The organism is Protofrankia coriariae (genome assembly GCF_001017755.1).
GTDB lineage: Bacteria > Actinomycetota > Actinomycetes > Frankiales > Frankiaceae > Protofrankia > Protofrankia coriariae.
This window is the reverse complement of sequence record NZ_JWIO01000006.1, coordinates 1-17,959: the sequence shown is the minus strand read 5'-3', so window position 1 is coordinate 17,959 and position 17,959 is coordinate 1. Positions and strand designations below refer to the sequence as shown.

General features: G+C 67.9%; 14 protein-coding genes and 1 pseudogene. 11 read left to right on the top strand and 4 right to left on the bottom strand.

Annotated features, from left to right (window positions below):
- Positions 1 to 26: 26 nt before the first annotated feature.
- The 6 genes from FrCorBMG51_RS26310 (at position 27) to FrCorBMG51_RS24730 (ending at position 12,246) form a co-directional block, all read left to right on the top strand.
- Positions 27 to 5,177, top strand: coding sequence for an amino acid adenylation domain-containing protein (locus FrCorBMG51_RS26310; RefSeq protein ID WP_157180401.1), 5,151 nt, complete (start codon positions 27 to 29; stop codon positions 5,175 to 5,177).
- On the top strand, positions 5,174 to 6,004 hold the full coding sequence (locus FrCorBMG51_RS05450; RefSeq protein ID WP_047222022.1) for an ABC transporter permease: 831 nt from the start codon (positions 5,174 to 5,176) through the stop codon (positions 6,002 to 6,004). The genes FrCorBMG51_RS26310 and FrCorBMG51_RS05450 overlap by 4 nt, the downstream gene beginning before the upstream one ends.
- Positions 6,005 to 6,030: 26 nt before the next feature.
- Positions 6,031 to 7,233, top strand: a complete 1,203-nt coding sequence (locus FrCorBMG51_RS05445; RefSeq protein ID WP_047222021.1) for a cytochrome P450 — start codon at positions 6,031 to 6,033, stop codon at positions 7,231 to 7,233.
- Complete coding sequence (locus FrCorBMG51_RS05440) at positions 7,230 to 8,468, top strand: threonine synthase (protein ID WP_047222020.1); 1,239 nt, start codon at positions 7,230 to 7,232, stop codon at positions 8,466 to 8,468. Before FrCorBMG51_RS05445 ends, FrCorBMG51_RS05440 begins: the two co-directional genes overlap by 4 nt.
- A gap of 274 nt (positions 8,469 to 8,742) precedes the next feature.
- Positions 8,743 to 9,096 carry a VOC family protein gene (locus FrCorBMG51_RS05435; RefSeq protein ID WP_013871950.1) on the top strand — a complete coding sequence of 118 codons (354 nt, stop codon included), beginning with the start codon at positions 8,743 to 8,745 and terminating at the stop codon, positions 9,094 to 9,096.
- A 2,313-nt stretch (positions 9,097 to 11,409) separates the two neighbouring features.
- Positions 11,410 to 12,246 (top strand): toll/interleukin-1 receptor domain-containing protein, encoded by an 837-nt coding sequence (locus tag FrCorBMG51_RS24730; RefSeq protein ID WP_157180400.1) that lies wholly within the window; start codon positions 11,410 to 11,412, stop codon positions 12,244 to 12,246.
- A gap of 580 nt (positions 12,247 to 12,826) precedes the next feature.
- Here the strand turns inward: FrCorBMG51_RS24730 and FrCorBMG51_RS05425 are convergent.
- Genes FrCorBMG51_RS05425 through FrCorBMG51_RS26305 form a run of 3 tightly spaced genes read right to left on the bottom strand, consistent with a single transcriptional unit; the run spans position 12,827 to position 15,274 of the window.
- On the bottom strand, positions 12,827 to 13,567 hold the full coding sequence (locus FrCorBMG51_RS05425; RefSeq protein ID WP_047222019.1) for a hypothetical protein: 741 nt from the start codon (positions 13,565 to 13,567) through the stop codon (positions 12,827 to 12,829).
- Positions 13,564 to 14,160, bottom strand: a complete 597-nt coding sequence (locus tag FrCorBMG51_RS05420; protein ID WP_047222018.1) for a guanylate kinase — start codon at positions 14,158 to 14,160, stop codon at positions 13,564 to 13,566. Before FrCorBMG51_RS05420 ends, FrCorBMG51_RS05425 begins: the two co-directional genes overlap by 4 nt.
- The gene (locus FrCorBMG51_RS26305; RefSeq protein ID WP_235433339.1) at positions 14,141 to 15,274 is read right to left on the bottom strand and encodes a P-loop nucleotide/nucleoside kinase family protein; all 1,134 of its coding nucleotides are present in this window, start codon (positions 15,272 to 15,274) and stop codon (positions 14,141 to 14,143) included. Before FrCorBMG51_RS26305 ends, FrCorBMG51_RS05420 begins: the two co-directional genes overlap by 20 nt.
- A gap of 318 nt (positions 15,275 to 15,592) precedes the next feature.
- Between FrCorBMG51_RS26305 and FrCorBMG51_RS05410 the strand changes: the two genes are divergently transcribed.
- Positions 15,593 to 15,892: a hypothetical protein gene (locus FrCorBMG51_RS05410; RefSeq protein ID WP_235433338.1), complete on the top strand. Its 300-nt coding sequence runs from the start codon at positions 15,593 to 15,595 to the stop codon at positions 15,890 to 15,892.
- Positions 15,879 to 16,148 carry a hypothetical protein gene (locus FrCorBMG51_RS33550; RefSeq protein WP_139342163.1) on the top strand — a complete coding sequence of 90 codons (270 nt, stop codon included), beginning with the start codon at positions 15,879 to 15,881 and terminating at the stop codon, positions 16,146 to 16,148. The genes FrCorBMG51_RS05410 and FrCorBMG51_RS33550 overlap by 14 nt, the downstream gene beginning before the upstream one ends.
- An 84-nt stretch (positions 16,149 to 16,232) precedes the next feature.
- Here FrCorBMG51_RS33550 and FrCorBMG51_RS05405 read toward each other — a convergent pair whose 3' ends face one another.
- Positions 16,233 to 16,643, bottom strand: a complete 411-nt coding sequence (locus tag FrCorBMG51_RS05405) for a helix-turn-helix domain-containing protein (protein WP_047222017.1) — start codon at positions 16,641 to 16,643, stop codon at positions 16,233 to 16,235.
- A gap of 244 nt (positions 16,644 to 16,887) precedes the next feature.
- On the opposite strand from FrCorBMG51_RS05405, the gene FrCorBMG51_RS05400 reads away from it, so the two are divergent.
- The 3 genes and pseudogenes from FrCorBMG51_RS05400 to FrCorBMG51_RS05390 all read left to right on the top strand — a co-directional run.
- Positions 16,888 to 17,292 carry a hypothetical protein gene (locus FrCorBMG51_RS05400; RefSeq protein WP_047222016.1) on the top strand — a complete coding sequence of 135 codons (405 nt, stop codon included), beginning with the start codon at positions 16,888 to 16,890 and terminating at the stop codon, positions 17,290 to 17,292.
- Complete coding sequence (locus tag FrCorBMG51_RS05395; RefSeq protein WP_047222149.1) at positions 17,289 to 17,606, top strand: hypothetical protein; 318 nt, start codon at positions 17,289 to 17,291, stop codon at positions 17,604 to 17,606. The genes FrCorBMG51_RS05400 and FrCorBMG51_RS05395 overlap by 4 nt, the downstream gene beginning before the upstream one ends.
- A gap of 123 nt (positions 17,607 to 17,729) precedes the next feature.
- Positions 17,730 to 17,959: pseudogene (locus FrCorBMG51_RS05390) on the top strand (FtsK/SpoIIIE domain-containing protein); the annotation flags it as partial.

Genomic DNA, 17,959 nt, shown 5'->3' with positions numbered 1-17,959 from the left:
GGAGCCGGCTTGGCGGCCAGCCACTGGTGGATCTGCTGAACGACACCGGGATCACCCTGGCCGCGCTGCCGCCGGTGGTGGCCGCGGCACTGCCGGCCGACACCGTGCTGCCCACCGGGCTGACCATGGTGGTCGCCGGCGAGGCCTGCCCACCCGAAGTGGTCGCCCGGTGGTCACCACACGTGCGGATGTTCAACGGCTACGGCCCCACCGAGTCGGTGTTGGCCGCGACGGTCAGCGACCCGCTGTCCGGCTCCGGTCGGCCGCCGATCGGCCGGCCGACCGCGGCGCACCGGGTGTACGTCCTGGACAGGATGCTGCGCCCCGTCCCGGTCGGCGTGGTCGGCGAGCTGTTCGTCGGGGCGGGTCTTGCCCGCGGCTACCTCAACCGTCCCGGGCTGACCGCGCAGCGGTTCGTCACCGACCCGTTCGGCCCGGCCGGCGCGCGGATGTACCGGACCGGTGACCTGGTCCGTTGGCTGCCCGACGGGCAGCTGGACTACCTCGGCCGGGCCGACGACCAGGTGCAGCTCCGCGGTTTCCGGATCGAGCTCGGCGAGATCGAGTCGGTGCTGGTGGCCCAGCCCGGGGTCAGCCAGGCCGTGGTGGTGATCAACGAGGACGAGGCCGGCGACAGGCGCCTGGTGGCCTATGTCGTCGCCACCGGTGCCACCGGTGCCACCGCCGGTGCCGCAGCCGGCGGCCTGCCGGACGACCTGCGCGAGGCGGTCGCCGAATCGCTGCCGCAGTACATGGTGCCGGCCGCGGTGGTCGTCATCGACGCGATCCCGTTGACCCCGCAGGGAAAGCTGGACCGCCGGGCGCTGCCCGACCCGGACTTCGCGGCGAGCGGAGCCAGCGGCCGTGCGCCGCGCACACCGACCGAGGAGATTCTCTGCGGGGTGTTCGCGGACGTGCTCGGCGTGCCCAGGATAGGTATCGACGACGACTTCTTCGACAATGGCGGGCATTCGCTGCTGGCTACGAGGGTGATCAGCCGGGCCCGCTCGGCACTCGGTATCGAACTGCCGATCCGGGCGTTGTTCGAGGCCAGAACGGTGGCCGGGCTCACCGGGCGGCTGGCCGCCGACACGGGCACCAACCGGCCGGCGCTGGTTGCGGTCCCGCGTACCAACGACACGCTGCCCCTGTCGTTCGCCCAGCGGCGGCTGTGGTTCCTCAACCGGCTGGAACGCGATTCCAGCGCCTACAACGTGCCGTTCGCCCTGCGGCTGAGCGGTGAACTGGACGCCGACGCGCTGCAGGCCGCGCTGCGCGACCTCGCCGACCGGCACGAGAGCCTGCGCTCGGTGTTCCCCGAGGTGGACGGTGCGCCGATGCTGCGGGTGCTGGACGGTCCCGACGCGCATCCGCTGCTGCCGGCCACCCGGGTGGCCGAGGACGAACTGGCCGCGGCACTGCGCGTGCAGGCCAGGCGCGGGTTCGACCTGACCAGCGAGCCGCCGCTGCGGGCCAGGCTGTTCGTCCTCGGTGAGCACGAGCACGTGCTGCAACTGGTCCTGCACCACGTTGCCTTCGACGGCTGGTCGATCGCGCCGCTGACCCGGGACCTGGCCACCGCCTACCGTGAGCGGCAGGCCGGCCNNNNCCGTGAGCGGCAGGCCGGCCGCGCGCCACGGTGGGCGCCGCTGCCGGTGCAGTACACCGACTACACGGTGTGGCAGCGCACGCTGCTCGGCGACGGCGGTGACCCGGACAGCGTGCTGTCCACGCAGCTGGACTACTGGACCAGCGAGCTGGCCGACCTGCCCGACGAGCTGCTGCTGCCCACCGACCGGCCGCGTCCGGCCACGGCCAGCCACGCCGGCGACGAGATCCGGTTCGATCTCGGCCCCGCCCTGCACCACAGGATCGTCGAGCTGGCCAGGGAGTCCGGCGCGACCGTGTTCATGGTGCTGCAGGCCGCGGTCGCCGCGCTGCTCGGCAAACTCGGCGCCGGCAGCGACATCCCGCTGGGCAGCCCGATCGCGGGGCGCACCGACGACGCGCTGGACGACCTGGTCGGGTTCTTCACCAACACCCTGGTGCTGCGCACCGACATCAGCGGCGACCCGACCTTCGCCGAGCTGGTCGGCCGGGTGCGGGAGACCGACCTTGCCGCGTACGCCCGGCAGGACGTGCCGTTCGAGTACCTGGTCGAGGCGCTCAATCCGGCCCGCTCCATGGCCCGGCACCCGCTGTTCCAGGTCATGGTGGTGTTGCAGAACACCGACGACGAACCGGTCACGCTGCCCGGTCTTGCCACGAGGATTGAGCCGATCAGCTCGACCGCGTCCCAGGTGGACATGACCTTCCAGTTCGTCGAGCGGTTCGACGGCAGCATGCCGGCCGGAGTGATCGGCCTGCTGGAGTTCGGCACCGACCTGTTCGACCGGTCCACCGTGGAGGCCGTCGCGGCCCGTCTCACCCGGCTGCTGGGTGCGGTCACCGCCGATCCGGCGATCCGGCTGGCCGCCGTGGACGTGCTGGAGCGGGCCGAGCGGACCGCTCTGCTGCGGCTGTCCCGCGGCCCGGAGCGTCCGGTCGGCGACGGGGTGATGGAGCGGATTCGTGCGGCCGGCACCCGGGCACCGAACGAGATCGCGGTGTCCGACTGGGCGGGCAGCCTGGACTACGCCACCCTGCTCGGCCGGGCCAGCGCGCTGGCCCGACGGATGGACGCCGCGCTGGTCGCGGTGCTGGCCAGCCCGGGCACCGGGTTCCTCACCGCTGTGCTCGCCGCGCTCAGCCGTGGCGGGGCCTACCTGCCGATGGACGTGCTCGCCCCGGTCGGCCGGCTCGCCGAGTCGTTCGTGGACAGCGGGGCGGCGGCCATCGTGGTGGACGAGGAGCACCGCGAGCTGGCGCGGCGGGTGCTGGCGGCGGCTGGCAGCGCGGCGCCGGTGCTGGTGTTGGACGAGGCCAGCGACCCGATGGACGCGCTGGTCGAGCTGTCCGGCGCGGACGACGACCTGGCGTATGTGATCTACACGTCCGGCTCCACCGGCCGGCCCAAGGGAGCCATGGTCGAGCGGGCCGGCATGGCCAACCACATCTGGGCCAAGGCCGACGACACCCGGCTGTCGGGTTCGGACACCGTGGTGCACAACGGACCGGTCACCTTCGACGTGTCGGTCTGGCAGATGCTCGGCGCGCTGCAGTTCGGCGGCCGGGTGGTCATGGTGGACCGGGCCACGGCCTCCGATCCGGTGGCGCTGTTCGACGTGGTCGCCCGTGAGCGGGTGACCGTGCTCGAGGTGGTGCCCTCGATGCTGCGCGCCGCGCTGGACGCCTGGGATCTGGCCGGCGACCCGGTCGAGCTGCCGACCCTGCGCTACCTGGTGCCCACCGGTGACGTGCTCGCCCCGGACCTGTGCACCCGGTGGTTCGCCCGGTTCCCGGACATTCCGCTGGTCAACACCTACGGGCTCACCGAGTGCTCGGACGACGTCGCGCACGCGGTGATCACCGCGGACGGCTGGACCGAGGACGCCCGGGTGCCGATCGGCACGCCGATCCGCAACACCGCGCTGTACGTGCTCGGCGAGGACCTGCGGCCGGCCCCGGTCGGCGTACCCGGCGAGCTCTACGTCGGCGGAGTCGCGGTGGGACGCGGTTACCTGGCCCGCCCGGGGCTGACCGCGGCCCGGTTCGTCGCCGACCCGTTCGGCCCGCCCGGTGCCCGTCTGTACCGCTCCGGTGACAGCGTGGTGCTGCGCGCCGACGGAAAACTGGAGTTTCTGCAGCGCAGGGACAACCAGATCAAGATCCGCGGCTACCGGATCGAGCCCGGCGAGATCGAGATCGCGCTGCGTTCGCTGCCCTCGATCGGCGACGCGGCGGTGCAGGTCGGGGTGGACTCCGGCGGGCACAAGCGGCTGGTCGGCTACCTGGTGCCCGCGCCGGGCCGGCTCGGCCTGGACACCGGCGTGGTGCGCCGCGAACTCGGTGAGGTGCTGCCGGACTACATGGTGCCCGCGCTGTTCTCGGTGCTGCCCGAGATGCCGTTGACCGCGCACGGCAAGCTGGACCGCAGAGCCCTGCCCGCCCCGGACTTCGACCAGCTCGGGCAGGGCCGCGAGCCGCGTACCGCGGCCGAGCACACGCTGTGCGCGGTGTTCGCCGACGTGCTCGGGCTACGCCAGGTCGGCGCGGACGACGACTTCTTCGAGCTGGGCGGTCACTCGCTGCTGGCCGTCCGGGTCGTCGACCGGGCCGGTCGGGCCGGTGTGCCGATCAGCATCGCGGACGTGTTCACACACAAGACGCCGGAAGCGCTGGCCAGGGCGGCCGGCCTGGCCGACACCGCGGTGACCAGGGTGTTTGACGAGGTGCGCGAGCGGAGCGCGGACGACGCCGAGTTCGACCCGTTCGCCGTCATGCTGGCCATCCGGCCGAGCGGCAGCCGTCCACCGCTGTTCTGCATCCACAGCGGACTCGGGTTCAGCCTGCCCTATCTCGGACTGGCCAGGCACATCGACCCGGAGTATCCGATCTATGGCATCCAGTCGCCGAGTATCACCACGTTGGCCCCGTTCGCCAGCACGCTCACCGAGCTGGCGAAAAGCTACGTCCAGCACATTCGCTCGGTGGCGCCGAACGGTCCGTACCACCTGCTCGGCTGGTCGTTCGGCGGACTGCTGGCCCACGAGATCGCCGTCCACCTGCGGGCCGACGGACATCAGGTCGGCCTGCTGGCCAGCCTGGACGGCTACCCGCACGCCGAGGACCTCACCGAACACGCCGGTGCCGACGACCAGGAGGTGTTCGCCTGGTTCCTGGAGTTCGTCGGCCACGAGCGAACCGAGTTCTCCGGCCGCACGCTGAGCCGGCACGACATCGTGGACGTGCTGCGCCACGACCACAACGCCCTCGCCGAGCTGGGTGAGGAGCGGGTGTTCGCCCTGCTGGACGCCATGCGCAGGACCACCGAGCTGGCCGAGCGGCACGTCCCCGGCGACTACGACGGGGAGCTGACCCTGCTGGCCGCGCAGCCGCCCGGCGCGCCGGACGAACTGGCCGACCGGACCGCCCGCTGGGCCTCCTACGCGGACGGTGTGCGCACGTATCAGGTGGCCTGCCCGCATGACGAAATGATGGATCCGGGTCCGCAGGCTGAGATCGGCGCCATGCTCGATGCCGAACTTCATCGGTTCAGTGAGGGAGAGGGAGCATGACAGCCGTATCGGAGATCGCGCCCGCGGCCCGGCCAGGCGGGCTGAACAGGGCGGTCGTCGAGATCACCGCGGTGGCCGGGCGGCGGTTGCGGCACCTGCGCCGAGCGCCCGGCCGGTTCGTCGGCATCACGCTGAACCCGCTGGTCTCCATGATCGTGTTCGGCTACCTGTTCCAGCGCTCGATCGTGATTCCCGGCGACGGCAGCTACCAGGAGTACCTGTTCGCGGGCGCGGCCATCCAGGTCGGGCTGGCCGGGGTGGGACCGACCGCGATCGCCGTGGCCAGCGACCTGTCCGGCGGACTGACCGACCGGTTCCGTTCGCTGCCCATCATCCGCTCGGCTGTCCTGGTCGGGCACACCATCGCCGACCTGCTGGTCGGATTGCTCGGGCTGGCGGTGATCGCCGGGTTCGGCCTGCTGGTCGGTTGGCGGGCGCACAACGGACTGCTCGGCGTGCTGGCCGGGTTCGGCGTGCTGGCCGGGTTCATATACGTGATGATCTGGCTTGGCGTGCTGCTCGGCATGGCCTCACGCAGCCTGGAGACGATCGACTCGATCTCCACTCTGGTCGTGGTGGTCTTCCCGTTCCTGTCCAACGCGTTCCTGTCCGCGGAGTACCTGCCCGGCTGGCTGCGTCCGGTCGCCGAGTGGAATCCGGTGAGCGCGGTGGCCACCCTCTGCCGTGACCTGTGGGGCAACCCGACCACGACCGCGGGCGGTTTTCCCGCCGATCATCCTGGTGTGGTCACGGCGATCACTCTGGGTCTGCTGCTCGCCATCACGTCGCTGGTGAGCCTGCGCCGCTACCGCAGTGCCGCATTCTGATCATCAGAGTACTGGAGCCGTGCGTCATGACAGCATCCTCGCTCGCCGACATCGACCTGGCCGACCCGCAGACCTTCCTCGACCAGGACCTGCCCGCCCTGTGGCGCAGGCTGCGCGCCGAGTCCCCGGTGCACTGGAATCCGCCGTCCGGGCGCAACCCCGGGTTCTGGGTGGTCTCCCGGTACGCCGACGTGCATGCGGTGTACAAGGACAACAGGCGGTTCACCTCCGAACGCGGCAATGTGCTGACCACGTTGCTGCAGGGCAACGACTCGGCATCGGGAAAGATGCTCGCGGTGACCGACGGGCACCGGCACCGGGAGATCCGCAACCTGATGCTGAAGTCGTTCTCTCCCCGTGCGCTGGCCCCGGTGGTCGACAGGGTGCGGGCACGGACCAGCCGGCTGATCTCCGAGGCGGTCGAGCGCGGCGAGTTCGACTTCGCCACCGACGTCGCAGACCATATCCCGATCAACACGATCGGCGACCTGATGGACGTGCCACCGGCCGACCGTCCGAAGCTGGTCGACTGGAACAACCAGACCCTCAGCCGGCACAGCTCACAGCACTCCGAGCTGGAGGAGTTCCTGGCCCGTAACGAGATCCTGCTGTACTTCTCGGCGCTGGCCCAGGAGCGCCGCCGCAACCCCGGCGACGACGTGATCAGTACCCTGGCCACCGGCGAAGTCGACGGCGAGCCGCTGTCCGAGGACGAGATCGTCTTCAACTGCTACAGCCTGATCCTGGGTGCCGACGAGTCCAGCCGGATGTCGTCGATCGGCGGCATCCTGGCGCTGGCCCGGTACGACGGGCAGTGGCGGGCGCTGAAGGACGCCACGGTGTCCGTCGACACCGCCGTCGAGGAGGTGCTGCGCTGGACCACCCCGGCCATGCACTTCGGCCGGCGCGCCGTGGTGGACGCGCAGATCGGCGACACCCCGGTAGCAGCGGGCGACATCGTCACCCTGTGGAACTCCTCGGCCAACTTCGACGAGGCGGTGTTCGCCGACTCCCTCAGGTTCGACCTGGCCCGCACCCCCAACAAGCATGTTGCGTTCGGTTACGGCCCGCACTTCTGCCTGGGCGCGTTCCTCGGCCGCGCCCACGTCGGCGCGGTGCTGCACGCGCTGCGCGAGCAGGTCAGCGGCATCGAGGTCCTGGGGGAGCCGCGCCGGCTGTTCTCCAACTTCGTGCACGGCTACAGCAGTGTCCCGGTGCGGTTCCGATGAACCGCTGGCGGTGTTCGCGGTGCGGGAGCGACTATCCGCTGGCTGCGCACCGCTATCTCTGCGATCGCGACGAGGGCCGTCTCGGCCTTGAACTCGACGGCGCGGCGCCGACGATCACCGCCGACGACACCACGATGTGGCGCTACGCGGATCTTCTTCCGTTCGCCCGCGACTCCGGCGGCGTGGCCGCCATGCGTGCCAGGTACCCGTGCGGCTGGACCCCGCTCACCGCCCGTCCAGGCCTGTTCGGAGTGGACGATCTCTGGGTGAAGAACGAGGCGGTGAACCCGACCGGTTCGCTCAAGGACCGCGCGAGCGCCGCGGTGGTCGCCGCGGCCCTCGACCACGGCCACCGGGTGGTGGCCGCCGCCTCCACCGGCAACGCCGCCACCGCGCTGGCCGCCGCCGTGGCAGCCGCTGGCGGCCTTGACTGCGTGGTCTTCGTCCCCGGCAGGGTCACCGCGGCGCGGGTGGCCCGCCTGCGTGGTTTCGGTGCCACCGTGCTGGTGGTCGACGGCGACTACGACACCGCGGTCCGGCTGAGCCTGGACGCCTGCGCCGGGTTCGGCTGGTACTGCCGGACCACCGCGATCAACCCATACACCACGCAGGGCAAGAAGACCGCCGCCCTGGAGATCGCCGAACAGCTGGCCGGCCACGCCCCGGACGCGGTGGTGGTCGCCGTCGGCGACGGCAACATCCTGGTCGGTCTGCACCACGGCTTCCGGGACGCCGTCCGCGCCGGCCTGCTGGATCGCGTCCCGAGGCTCATCGGCGTGCAGGCCACCGGTGCCCGTGCCGTGTACCGCGCGTGGGCGGCGGGCGCCACCGAGGTCGCACCCGCCCCGGCCGACACCGTCGCCGCCGGGATCTCGGTCGGCGACCCCATGGACGGAACCCGCGCCCTGGCCGCCCTGCGGGACACCGCCGGTCTCGCGGTCACCGTCACCGATGCCGAGATCACCGCCGCGGTCACCCGGCTGGCCGCCGCCGGCATCGGCGCCGAGCCCTCCAGCGCCACCGCGTTCGCCGCGCTGCCCGCCCTGCTGTCCGGCGGGGAACTTGCTCCCCACCACCGTGTCGTCGTGATCAACACGGGTGACGGTGCCCTCCTCGGCCACCCCGTCCCCGCCAGCGAACCCCGGGTCGCCCCCACGGTCTCCGCCGTCCGCGCCGCCACCCCGGCTCTGCCGCATGGCGTACCCGGGATTTTCGCCGCACACGCGCACCCCTGACCCGTTCCCAGCACGCCGCAAGGGGCGGGCGGGTTTTTCTCCCGCGGCGCGCGCGACGGCCGGGCGGTCGGTGCGGGCGGTCAGTGAAGGACGTTCCCCCGTCGCCGGGCACGCGGGCCTCCCGGCTGCTGGACGTGGTCCGAAAGTTCGTCTCCGCTACGGCTGACAGGGTCTAGGTTGTTGATGCACCCACAGTCGCGGAACCCGCGAACCCCACCGATTCGGTGCTGTCCCGGGTGCGGCTCCGGAACCGATCCAGTCACAGGAGGTACCTATGAGCGACCGGCAAGTACGGATGATCGTCCTGTCGACGGACGATCTCGAGGAGTCGATCAAGTTCTACACCGAGACCCTCGGCTTCCCGCTGAAGTTCCGCGACGGCGCCCACTTCGCGGCTCTTGACGGCGGTTCGGTGACCCTTGCCCTGGCCACAGCGATCGATCACCCCATCCACGGCCAGGTCGTCGTGGGCATCAAGACCGACGACGTCGACGGCGCGGCCAGGGCGATCGAGGAGAACGGCGGCGGCATCGTGAAAGGCCCCTACGACGACGCTCACGAGCGCCGCGCCGTGGTGTACGACAACAAGGGCAACGGCCTGGTCTTCTACAAGCCGCTTCCGCGCTGACGCACATTCGATCCGCGTATTCGATCCGCGCCCACGCTGGCCGGTCACCAGCCGGCGTGGGCGCGGATCAACCAACCGACGACGCGGCCGTGGTCTCGTACGGCGTTCCGCCACCTCGCCCGCAGCCTTCGGCTCTCCCGTGACGAGCGACCCCGGTGAGACGAGATGGTCGATCCGGCCGTGACCAGCCGAGCCCAGATCACTCCGCGACCGAAACAACCACAGATGTCCTGGTCAGGAGGGAGCCGGCGAGGGGATTCGAACCCCTAACCGCTCGATTACAAGAGCAAGGCAGACCGTCCGTCGGTGTTCGTGGCGTCCGGTGACCTGGCCCAGGCGTCCACCGGCTTCCGCGCCTGTCCGTGGACGTCCGCCGGCTGGGGTACACCTCCGGGTACACGAGGGCGGCACCTCACGAGCTTGGGAAAAACGTGCAGCGCCCGTCGTTGACCTGGCCGACAACGTTCCTGCCCAGGTCAACGACGGTCCAGTCATCGTCGGAGACCACAGATCGGACCACATGCTATCCGTTGCTACTGGCACGGATATGGCACGACGAAAGATCACCAACGATGCCCGGCAAGCCTGGCCGCACCGCAGGCACGCCAGCGCCGAGGAGCGGAAACGACACGGCAGTGCCTTGGCGGCTAACCGCCCGATTACAAGATCGGGCCGCGTAGTCCGCTGACGTCCGTACTCCTCCGTTGGCCTGCTCCCAGCCCTGCCCGCGTCCACCCCGGTCGCGGCCGGTGTCCGCGGGCTTGACTGTACGGATGGCTGTACGACTGGCTTCCGAACCGGGCTACTCACGCCACCACGGGGGACGCCCACCCGTCCATACTTCACCACCGAACATAGCTATTTCCGGAGAAACAGTGGCAGGGAGATAAACGCTTGCCGATTCGACCCCTGAATCCGATGGAACGAAAACGCAGGTTAGATCTTTCACGGGATCCTTGAGCCCTACACCAAATGGGGCCGCAACGTACTGCGCGGGCACCGCCGTTCGCGGCAAGATCGAAAGTGACACATCCGACCCAACCCCCTCCTCGTTCGCAGCCACGGTACGGATTAGACCCACCAATATTTGCGCAATTCCGAGCACCTTAGAATCATTATTTTTTCGATACCTGCGAATAAGATCAATTGCTCGATTTAGATCGGCACGCCTCGGCGGCATCCCAAAAGCACCGACACGAAAATCGTGCTTCCCGCTCAGCGGCGGAGTCCTCGTCACGTCGAAATCGACTCGTGGGTTCCAGCGACCCAGGCCACCACCAAGCGCGTTTGACACAGTGATTCCGACCGGTTCAAGGCTGTCAGGAGTAGTCCGACTATCCGCGAACCCAGCGACCACAAAGGCATGCCCAGAGTCCCTATTTCTAAGCGGCGGGCGTATCGAAGCGACTGCCGATCTGGCGCTCCGGGCAAGAACATCGAAGTACTGCTGCGGCTCGACGCTCGCCAGCGTCTGCGCCACCCATTGCTCGGTCTTCATACCACCAAGGCAAGCAAGGCCCGTGTAGCCCATAAGAAAACGTCCACATAGAACGATGGCTTTGTTTTCAGTGTCCTCCGGGGGCCTAGCAGAATTCTTCCAGGTGATTCGCCGATCCGAGGCCAACACGGCGAATTGGTGGGAGACATAGCTCAGAATCAGGGTCACGCTAATCCCCCGCTATCGTACGAAGTAGAGACCGCCTTACCGCCAGCGCCGGGGTGAGCTGCAGGGGGCAACGTGGCTGGGCTGTCGCGCTGTGCGGTACGAGCGCAGACGGGTATTTGATCTCAGAACGAGATCGGCTGCGGGGCTCGACCAGACGCAGGTCATGGCCTCGCCCACGTCTACCCCGGTTGCAGTACAACTGCCGTACCGCGGGCCACTGGCGGCGGTTACGGAACGTTAACAGATCCGACCAGCAGATTATGAGATCACCGGTGCTTCGTCCGCTGATGTCCGTGAACGTCCGCCGGTCCTGATCACGGGCTCGGCCTCGTCCACCGAGTCCCGTGGCCGTCTCCCGTCGTCCACGGGCTTGGCTGCCAACATCGCGCCAGCAACCTTCTGGTCCGTAGACCTCGGTGCTCCCTCAACGGAGGTCCGCCGGTATCCACCGGTGCAGGTCATGGGCTTGGCGATGTCCACCGCATCCGACCCTACCCGCTTGACCAGTCGACCGAGCGACAGATGGAACGCAGGGAATCTCTCCACGAGAGTCTGCCTCCGTAATAGGCGTGGAAGGCCGATAGAATCCGATCTACGGTCTCGGTGTACACTACGCCACACCTTGGCTGTTGACACGGGGAATGTGCGTGAAGATCTTCATTAGCTGGTCGGGCGACACGTCGAAGCAGATTGCGGAGATCTTCCGGGACTGGCTACCTATCTTGATCCATGAGATCGATGTCTTCGTATCGTCCCAGGACATCGGTGGCGGTACACGCGCGCTGGACGTCTTGGCGGACGAGTTGGACGCAACGTCCTATGGCCTGATTGTAACGACCAAGGCAACGCAGTCGGCGCCCTGGATCAACTTCGAGTCTGGGGCGCTTGCAAAGCACGTCGCCAAGAGCCGCGTGGTACCGATTCTTATCGACCTTGGGGTATCGGACCTTAAGAACCCGCTCGCTCAATTCCAGGCTATCGATAGCCGACAATCCGACGCCATGGTAAAACTGGTACGTGAGATTAACGCCGAGGCGTCACCGCGGCCCGTTGTCGACGAGATATTGAGAAAACGCTTCGAAGCCTTCTGGCCGGAACTGGACGAGAAGCTGGCGACGGTGCGGTCTACACTAGGAAAGACTTCCGGCGAACCCGCTATTACCGAAAAGGAAATGATGGCGGAGATTCGCGCCGAGGTTCGGCGGCAGTCGCATCAAATCTTCGAGATCTCGGCCAGAATCTCCGATGCACTCCCTAAGGGTGAGCGCCAGATCATTTTCTCGCAAATCGCCACATATATGATCAGTACTGAGTATTCTTCGAATTCCTATAAGCACACCAAAGGAGATTTTGGACCCACATACAGGGTGGAAAAAGAGCCTTCAAAGAGACTGACGGACTTCTTTGATCATGTCGGGCCGATGATGGGTCAGAGCGTTCAAATTGAATGGCCTGGTGGATTCTATTCAAACCCGCCCTTCTAGGATCTAAGTCGTATGCATGTGGGAGTCGCTGACCGTCTTCCTGTATTAGACCTGGTTCCAGAATGATCCGCGGAATCCATGGACGTCTCTCTGCCTGCTTGGCTACACCGTCGTGTACACCAACGCCGTCTCGTGTGAGCTCACGGGAAGCAGAACTGAAGCCGTTTCGCAGGGTGGCCACGGACGGTCTCGAGGCTGGCAGGCTGGGCGGGTCGGGCTGTCCGGCGAGCGAAGCGACCTGGTCCAGTCTTCCGGCCATGCGCTGGCGTGCCCGCTGCTCGTAGTTCCGCCCCCTGGCGTGCGCGATGTCACCGGCGCTGGATGGCGGCTCGTGCCATGGCTGGCTGCTTCCCGCCCTGTCCACGTGTGCCGCCTGGACAGGGCTTGGGTGATGATTCTGTGCGGTGTGGGCTGCGACGCGCCGGCGAGCACGGCCGGCCACGNCAGCGCCGCGCGCAGCCGTCGCGCGGCGCGGCTCGCGCCGCGCCTTGATCCTAAAACGGGAAATTCGGCAGTCTGTTGGACTTGTACCGGACCTGTGTTCGGTGATGTCTCGGCCGATCGGAACGTGATGGCCTGTTCATGTCGATCGTGGGGTCGTGCCGCGGCGAGCAAGGTTGATCAGAGCGTCTGTGCGTGATGCACGGTTGGGGAGCTGGTCAAGAACGGTTTGGGTGCGGTCGATGGCGTCTTGCAGCTCGGGGGCGTCGCGGGCGGGGAACGGTTCGGGGATGTGGCTGAGTGGCGCGGCAACGACACCGTTGGCGCCGGCGGCAAGGCTGGTGGCGATGTGGCGGGCCGTGCCGTCCCACAGAGCGAATGCGGGTCCGGCAGCTCCTCGGAGAGCTGCAAGATCCTCGGAGCCGACCTTGGACACCTTTGCACCGCGGGGAAGGCAGCCGTGCGCGAGGGCACTGTGGGCCAGGTCCGGGGTAAGCGTGTGGCCGCTGAATTCGGGGTGGCTGAAGACATAGCTCGGGTTCGGCAGCGCGGCGAGGAAGCCGCGGGCCTGGTCGATCGTGTGCAGGTCCCGCAGGACAACCATGGGTGTGATCCCGCGACGTTCGGCTTCGGTGATATCCGCCGGTGACCAGCAACAGGCGGTGATCCGGTCCGGGCTGATCACGGCCGTCCAGATATCGATTGTGGCGGCCCGTTCGGCCGTGGTCGCGGTGTGTCCGTTGGTGGTGGTGCCGGACAGGATGAACAGGTCGGCCCAGGTGGCGGCGGCGCGTCGGGCGTACCGCTCGGTATCGGTGGTGCTGATCGCGCCGTCGGTCGTGCGGAACGTGAGCGCAGGTATGACGAGCTGGAGGCTCACGGGAGCCGGTCCCGCACGGGCGGAAGATGCTCCGGGGCGCCGGTCAGCGTCTGATGGATCAGATCGGCGGCCGCGGCCGGTGTCCGCTGGTCGGTGCGCAGGACCATGGTGAACGTTCCGGGTGCGGCTGCGGCTAGGTCTGCCTGTGTCTCGTCCCAGACCCGAAGCCGTTCTTCGGGATCGCTGCTGCCGCGTTCATGGAGGCGGGCACGGGTGATGTTGCGGGGGCACCAGAGCAGGACGGTGAGCCATCGGGCGGGATAGCCGGTGCGCAGTGCGGTGATGCCGGCGATCTGGCCCAGGTGCACGACGGGGATCTGTCCGGCGGTGATGATCTCGTCGAGTCGTGGGCTGTCGATGGCGTAGATGTTCCCGTACCGCTCGTTCGCGTAGACGATCAGATGCCGGTCGTGGAGCTGCGCGAGGTCACCGGCGGAGGTATGCCGGTACCCGATGCTCTTACCGCTCCCGGCCTTCAACCGGTCGAAATGGACGTACCGGCCGTCAACGGCAGTGAGCGCGGCGGTGACGGTGTCCTTTCCGGCTGCCGGCGGCCCGTACAGCACGACCGCGTCAGGACGCGTCGCGGACACGACTGGCAAGCTGGCGGGCCTGCTCGGCGAGGCTGGTCTTGGCGTGCCGGCCGTTGTCAACGACGAAATGCGTGCACACAGGACGTTGATCAAGGTTGATGCTGGCTACGTATTCGTCCCAGTAGGACAGCTTCCAGGAGTCACGAGCGGCGTCGCGGGTCTCCAGATAGTCCCGCATCGAGTCGACGTCACAGCGCATCCACACGACCGCGATTTCGGCGCCGCGCTTGACGCAGCGGCTCTTCAGCCGTTGCAACCACGGTTCACTTGCTACTTCCTGAAGGAACGGTGCGGTGACAACGGTGGAGATCCCAAGCTGCAGGTTGTCGAAAACCGCGTCGAACAGGCAGCGGTATTCCAACGGCCGGACCTTGTCCCGGTAGATCGCGGTCTGCCGGTCGTTCGGATCGGCGCCCAGCGACAACAGCAGGCTCTCGGTCAGCGGCCGGCTGACGGTGTCCTTGTCCAGCAGCATCCACCCGGTGATCTCACTGACGAACCGAGCGAACTCGGTTTTGCCTGACCCCGCGAAGCCGGCGACCAGGACCAGGACGGGTGCGCCTTCCCGGGGGCGGCCGGAACTCCATGCCGACAGGATCCGCTTCTTCAGATCGCACGAGGGAAGGACGATCGACCCGCCGCCGTCGCCGCTGGGTGTCTCGACGGTGGCCAACAGACGATTGATCGTTTCGGTGACCTCGTCGTGGCGAGGGTCGACCGGCGGAGCATCGGTGGGAACGCCGATCGCGTCGCGCAGATGCGCCGGAACCCGGAGCGGATCCCGGCTGCGGGGGCGGGCGGTATCCGGTGCGATCTCCCATGGGCGGGTGGCGAGTCCGAGCATTCCACCCGGTATGCGCAGGCCGTCGGCGATACGTTCAATGACGTCGAGATCTTCGACCCGGGCTTTCCCAGTGACGATACGGCTGATACGCGGCTGGCTGAAGCCCTCGATCGACGCGGCGATCCGATCCTGACCGACATGATCGTATTTGCGGATCAGTAGGAAGATGGCGGCGAAATCTCGGGCCGCGCACGCGGCACGCATCTCCTCGCGGGCGAGTAGCGCGGCGGACACGCTGTAGGGCGTGTGGTGCGGCGGGGCGTCGGGCATCATCCGTGGACCTTCTCGCGGTGCCCGGAGGCGGTTGGTGGTGGAACGAGCGGGGCCGTCCGCTGAGCGTAACGCGGACGAGCGGTTGCGGTACGCCGGACCGCGCGGGCAGGCGCTCCGCCGACGGGTGTCAAGCGCTCGCCTACCGCTACAAACAGCATTGCCGTATACCGACAGTCAATATCGTTTCGACATTCCGTTACCGACTGGTCCTCGGTGAGGCTGTCCGGCAAGCCGGCCCTGTCCCGTGTTGAGTCCCATTGCTCCGCGGGACCGGGCCGGTATCCAACCGACAACGTGGACGGGATGGTGTGGCCAGTGACGGCAATCGTTGGATACGCGGTTGACGACGGGGAGGGAGAGGGCCGGTCGGCCGTGCTGTACGGCGTGGTGCGCTTCGAGTCGGGAGACGAACGACGGGTCCGCGACACCACGATCACATTTGATTCGCCTGCCGCAGCGGAGCTGTTCGCGCTGGAGAGCGGTTGGCACGACTTTCAGGTGACGCCGCTGTTCTTCTTCGTGGACAGCGTCACGGCGCCGGCGGCGGGGCGGATGCTACTGGGGGCGGCGCTGGCGCGGTCCATGCGGCGGGCCGGTGGCGATGACCAGCGGTAGTGATTGCGATCCGCCGCGAAGCAATCATGGCTGTACGTCGTCCGAGGCTCGGGCAGATGTGGCCAGCGGCGATTACGCGGTCACGATCCGCCCAGCGGATCGCCCCACGGACGTGATGCGAGCTTGGGCGTCGCTGCCGGACGAAGTAGGGTTCGCCGAGGCGTTCGGCGATGTTGAGGTGACGCTCGTGTTCCGATATGTGGATGAGCTGGTGCCGCCGCAGGAGCCGAATGGGTGGCCACCCACGCCAGGTTGAGCGGTCGGGCATCTGATGGTGCCATGAGGTGCAGGGGTCAGAATCGCGGCGGGCGACAACGCCCGGTGTCGGGATTCTGGCCCCTTACCTGTTGGCCGTGCCCACGGTGACGAGCTCTTCTATGGTGACCAAGCGGCGGCTGAGGTCCGCAAGCTGCTGTTCGATGCGGCTGATACCGGCAAGGATCTCCTGATCGCTTGCGTGGCCGGGAATGTCCGGCGCGCGGTTGCCGACCAGTATCCGGATCAGATGATCGTCGGGCCAGTCGAGGGCACGGGCGATCGCGGTCAACGTCTTGTTCTGCACGCGTCGGCTGGCACCGTGTTGGACCAGGCGCAGCGTGGAGACCGAGAGCCCGGACAGCTCGGCGAGCTGCTGCTGTCCGATCCGCAGGGCCGCCATGCGGTCGTTGACCGCAACGGCGACAGCGGCCCAGTTCTCACCATCAACCCGTCCCCGGGACGTGTAGACGCGCGGTGTGCTCCGTTCCAGCATGTATCACATCTTAGCTTCACAGCAAACAACATGCCCTGCCGCCGGCTGTATATCGACCAGTTATAAAAGCTCGCCGCGCCCGACCTTCCCATGCCTCGTCGATATGGCCATATACCGACCTCGCATGCATCGACGATCTACCGCTTGAAAAGCGGTTGGCGAACGGTGCACTGTAGATCCTGTCCGGAACGCGGCGAGATGTCGGCACCATCCGGACCTGATCCCTACGGAGGTGACAACGGCGATGGCGGTACCGCAACGGATTCCCGTGGCGTTCACGGACGTGTTCCCGCACGGCGCCTACGTGCTCGGGGTGGAACCGGTCAACGACTTCGACAAGGCGAAGGCGGGCCTTCCGGATGCGCAGGAACGGGACAAGGTCACCGGCGAACTGGTGTGGGCGGTACGGGTGATGGACGCCGATCCCAACGCCCGTGCCGGCTCAGCAGAGGTGAAGGTGAAGATCGCCGCCGCGGTGCGGCCGGTGCCGCCGGAGTCGTTGGCGGGTACGCCGTTCCGGCCGGTGGAGTTCGACGGGCTGACCCTGACCCCGTACGTGAACACGAACGGGCAGAAGCCCCGGCAGGCGTATTCGTGGTGGGCGACCGGGATACGGCCGGTACGCACCGGCTCCGGGCGGGCGGCATGACCGGGCCAACAGCCACCCCGGACGCCGGTGGCGGGCGGGTGCCGGTCGGGTCGCACGGGCATATCAGCGTGCACATCGGATCGGGCTGGTCGGCCCGGTGCTTCACCTACCCGCACGAGCGGCCGATCCTCGCGGTCGATGCCGACCACACCCACCTGTCCCTGTCCGCGACGGACGACGCGGTAACCGTCGATCATCTCGCGTTCGCGCGGGCGCTGGTGCGGGCCGCCACCGACTATCTGCACGAATGCGAACGGCTACTGACAGGCCGCACCACCGACGCTTCGACGGGCGATACCGCAACCGCGGCCTGAACACGCTTCTCCCGGGTACCGGAACGGCCGTCTGAGCCTTCTTGTCGCTCCACCGGCTCTGACCCGCCGATTTCTCTTCCTTCCGCTCCTTTTTCGTGTGATGCAGGGTGGGTGTGATCTGTCATGGCCAGAATCAACGGCTCCCGGCCGTTTCCCGAAATACCGACCCGGCATCCGAAAGTCGACGTACCGCTGTGGGTCGTGCTCGCCGGGCTGGCCGGGCGGATGTGCGCCCGGCTGGTGCTCTTCCTGATCCGGCATCCGGTGCTGGTGGGCCTGCTGCTGACAGTGCTGGTGATCCGGGACCGGTACGGGGCGGCCGGGCTGGGCCTGGCCCTCCTCGCCGTCGTCGG

What these genes read in the sequence shown, in the direction of transcription:
- FrCorBMG51_RS05450 (WP_047222022.1), top strand. Translation starts at nt 5,174, where the DNA reads ATGACAGCCGTATCGGAGATCGCGCCCGCGGCCCGGCCAGGCGGGCTG.
- FrCorBMG51_RS05445 (WP_047222021.1), top strand. Translation starts at nt 6,031, where the DNA reads ATGACAGCATCCTCGCTCGCCGACATCGACCTGGCCGACCCGCAGACC.
- FrCorBMG51_RS05440 (WP_047222020.1), top strand. Translation starts at nt 7,230, where the DNA reads ATGAACCGCTGGCGGTGTTCGCGGTGCGGGAGCGACTATCCGCTGGCT.
- FrCorBMG51_RS05435 (WP_013871950.1), top strand. Translation starts at nt 8,743, where the DNA reads ATGAGCGACCGGCAAGTACGGATGATCGTCCTGTCGACGGACGATCTC.
- FrCorBMG51_RS26305 (WP_235433339.1), bottom strand. Translation starts at nt 15,274, where the DNA reads ATGCCCGACGCCCCGCCGCACCACACGCCCTACAGCGTGTCCGCCGCG.
- FrCorBMG51_RS33550 (WP_139342163.1), top strand. Translation starts at nt 15,879, where the DNA reads ATGACCAGCGGTAGTGATTGCGATCCGCCGCGAAGCAATCATGGCTGT.
- FrCorBMG51_RS05405 (WP_047222017.1), bottom strand. Translation starts at nt 16,643, where the DNA reads ATGCTGGAACGGAGCACACCGCGCGTCTACACGTCCCGGGGACGGGTT.
- FrCorBMG51_RS05400 (WP_047222016.1), top strand. Translation starts at nt 16,888, where the DNA reads ATGGCGGTACCGCAACGGATTCCCGTGGCGTTCACGGACGTGTTCCCG.
- FrCorBMG51_RS05395 (WP_047222149.1), top strand. Translation starts at nt 17,289, where the DNA reads ATGACCGGGCCAACAGCCACCCCGGACGCCGGTGGCGGGCGGGTGCCG.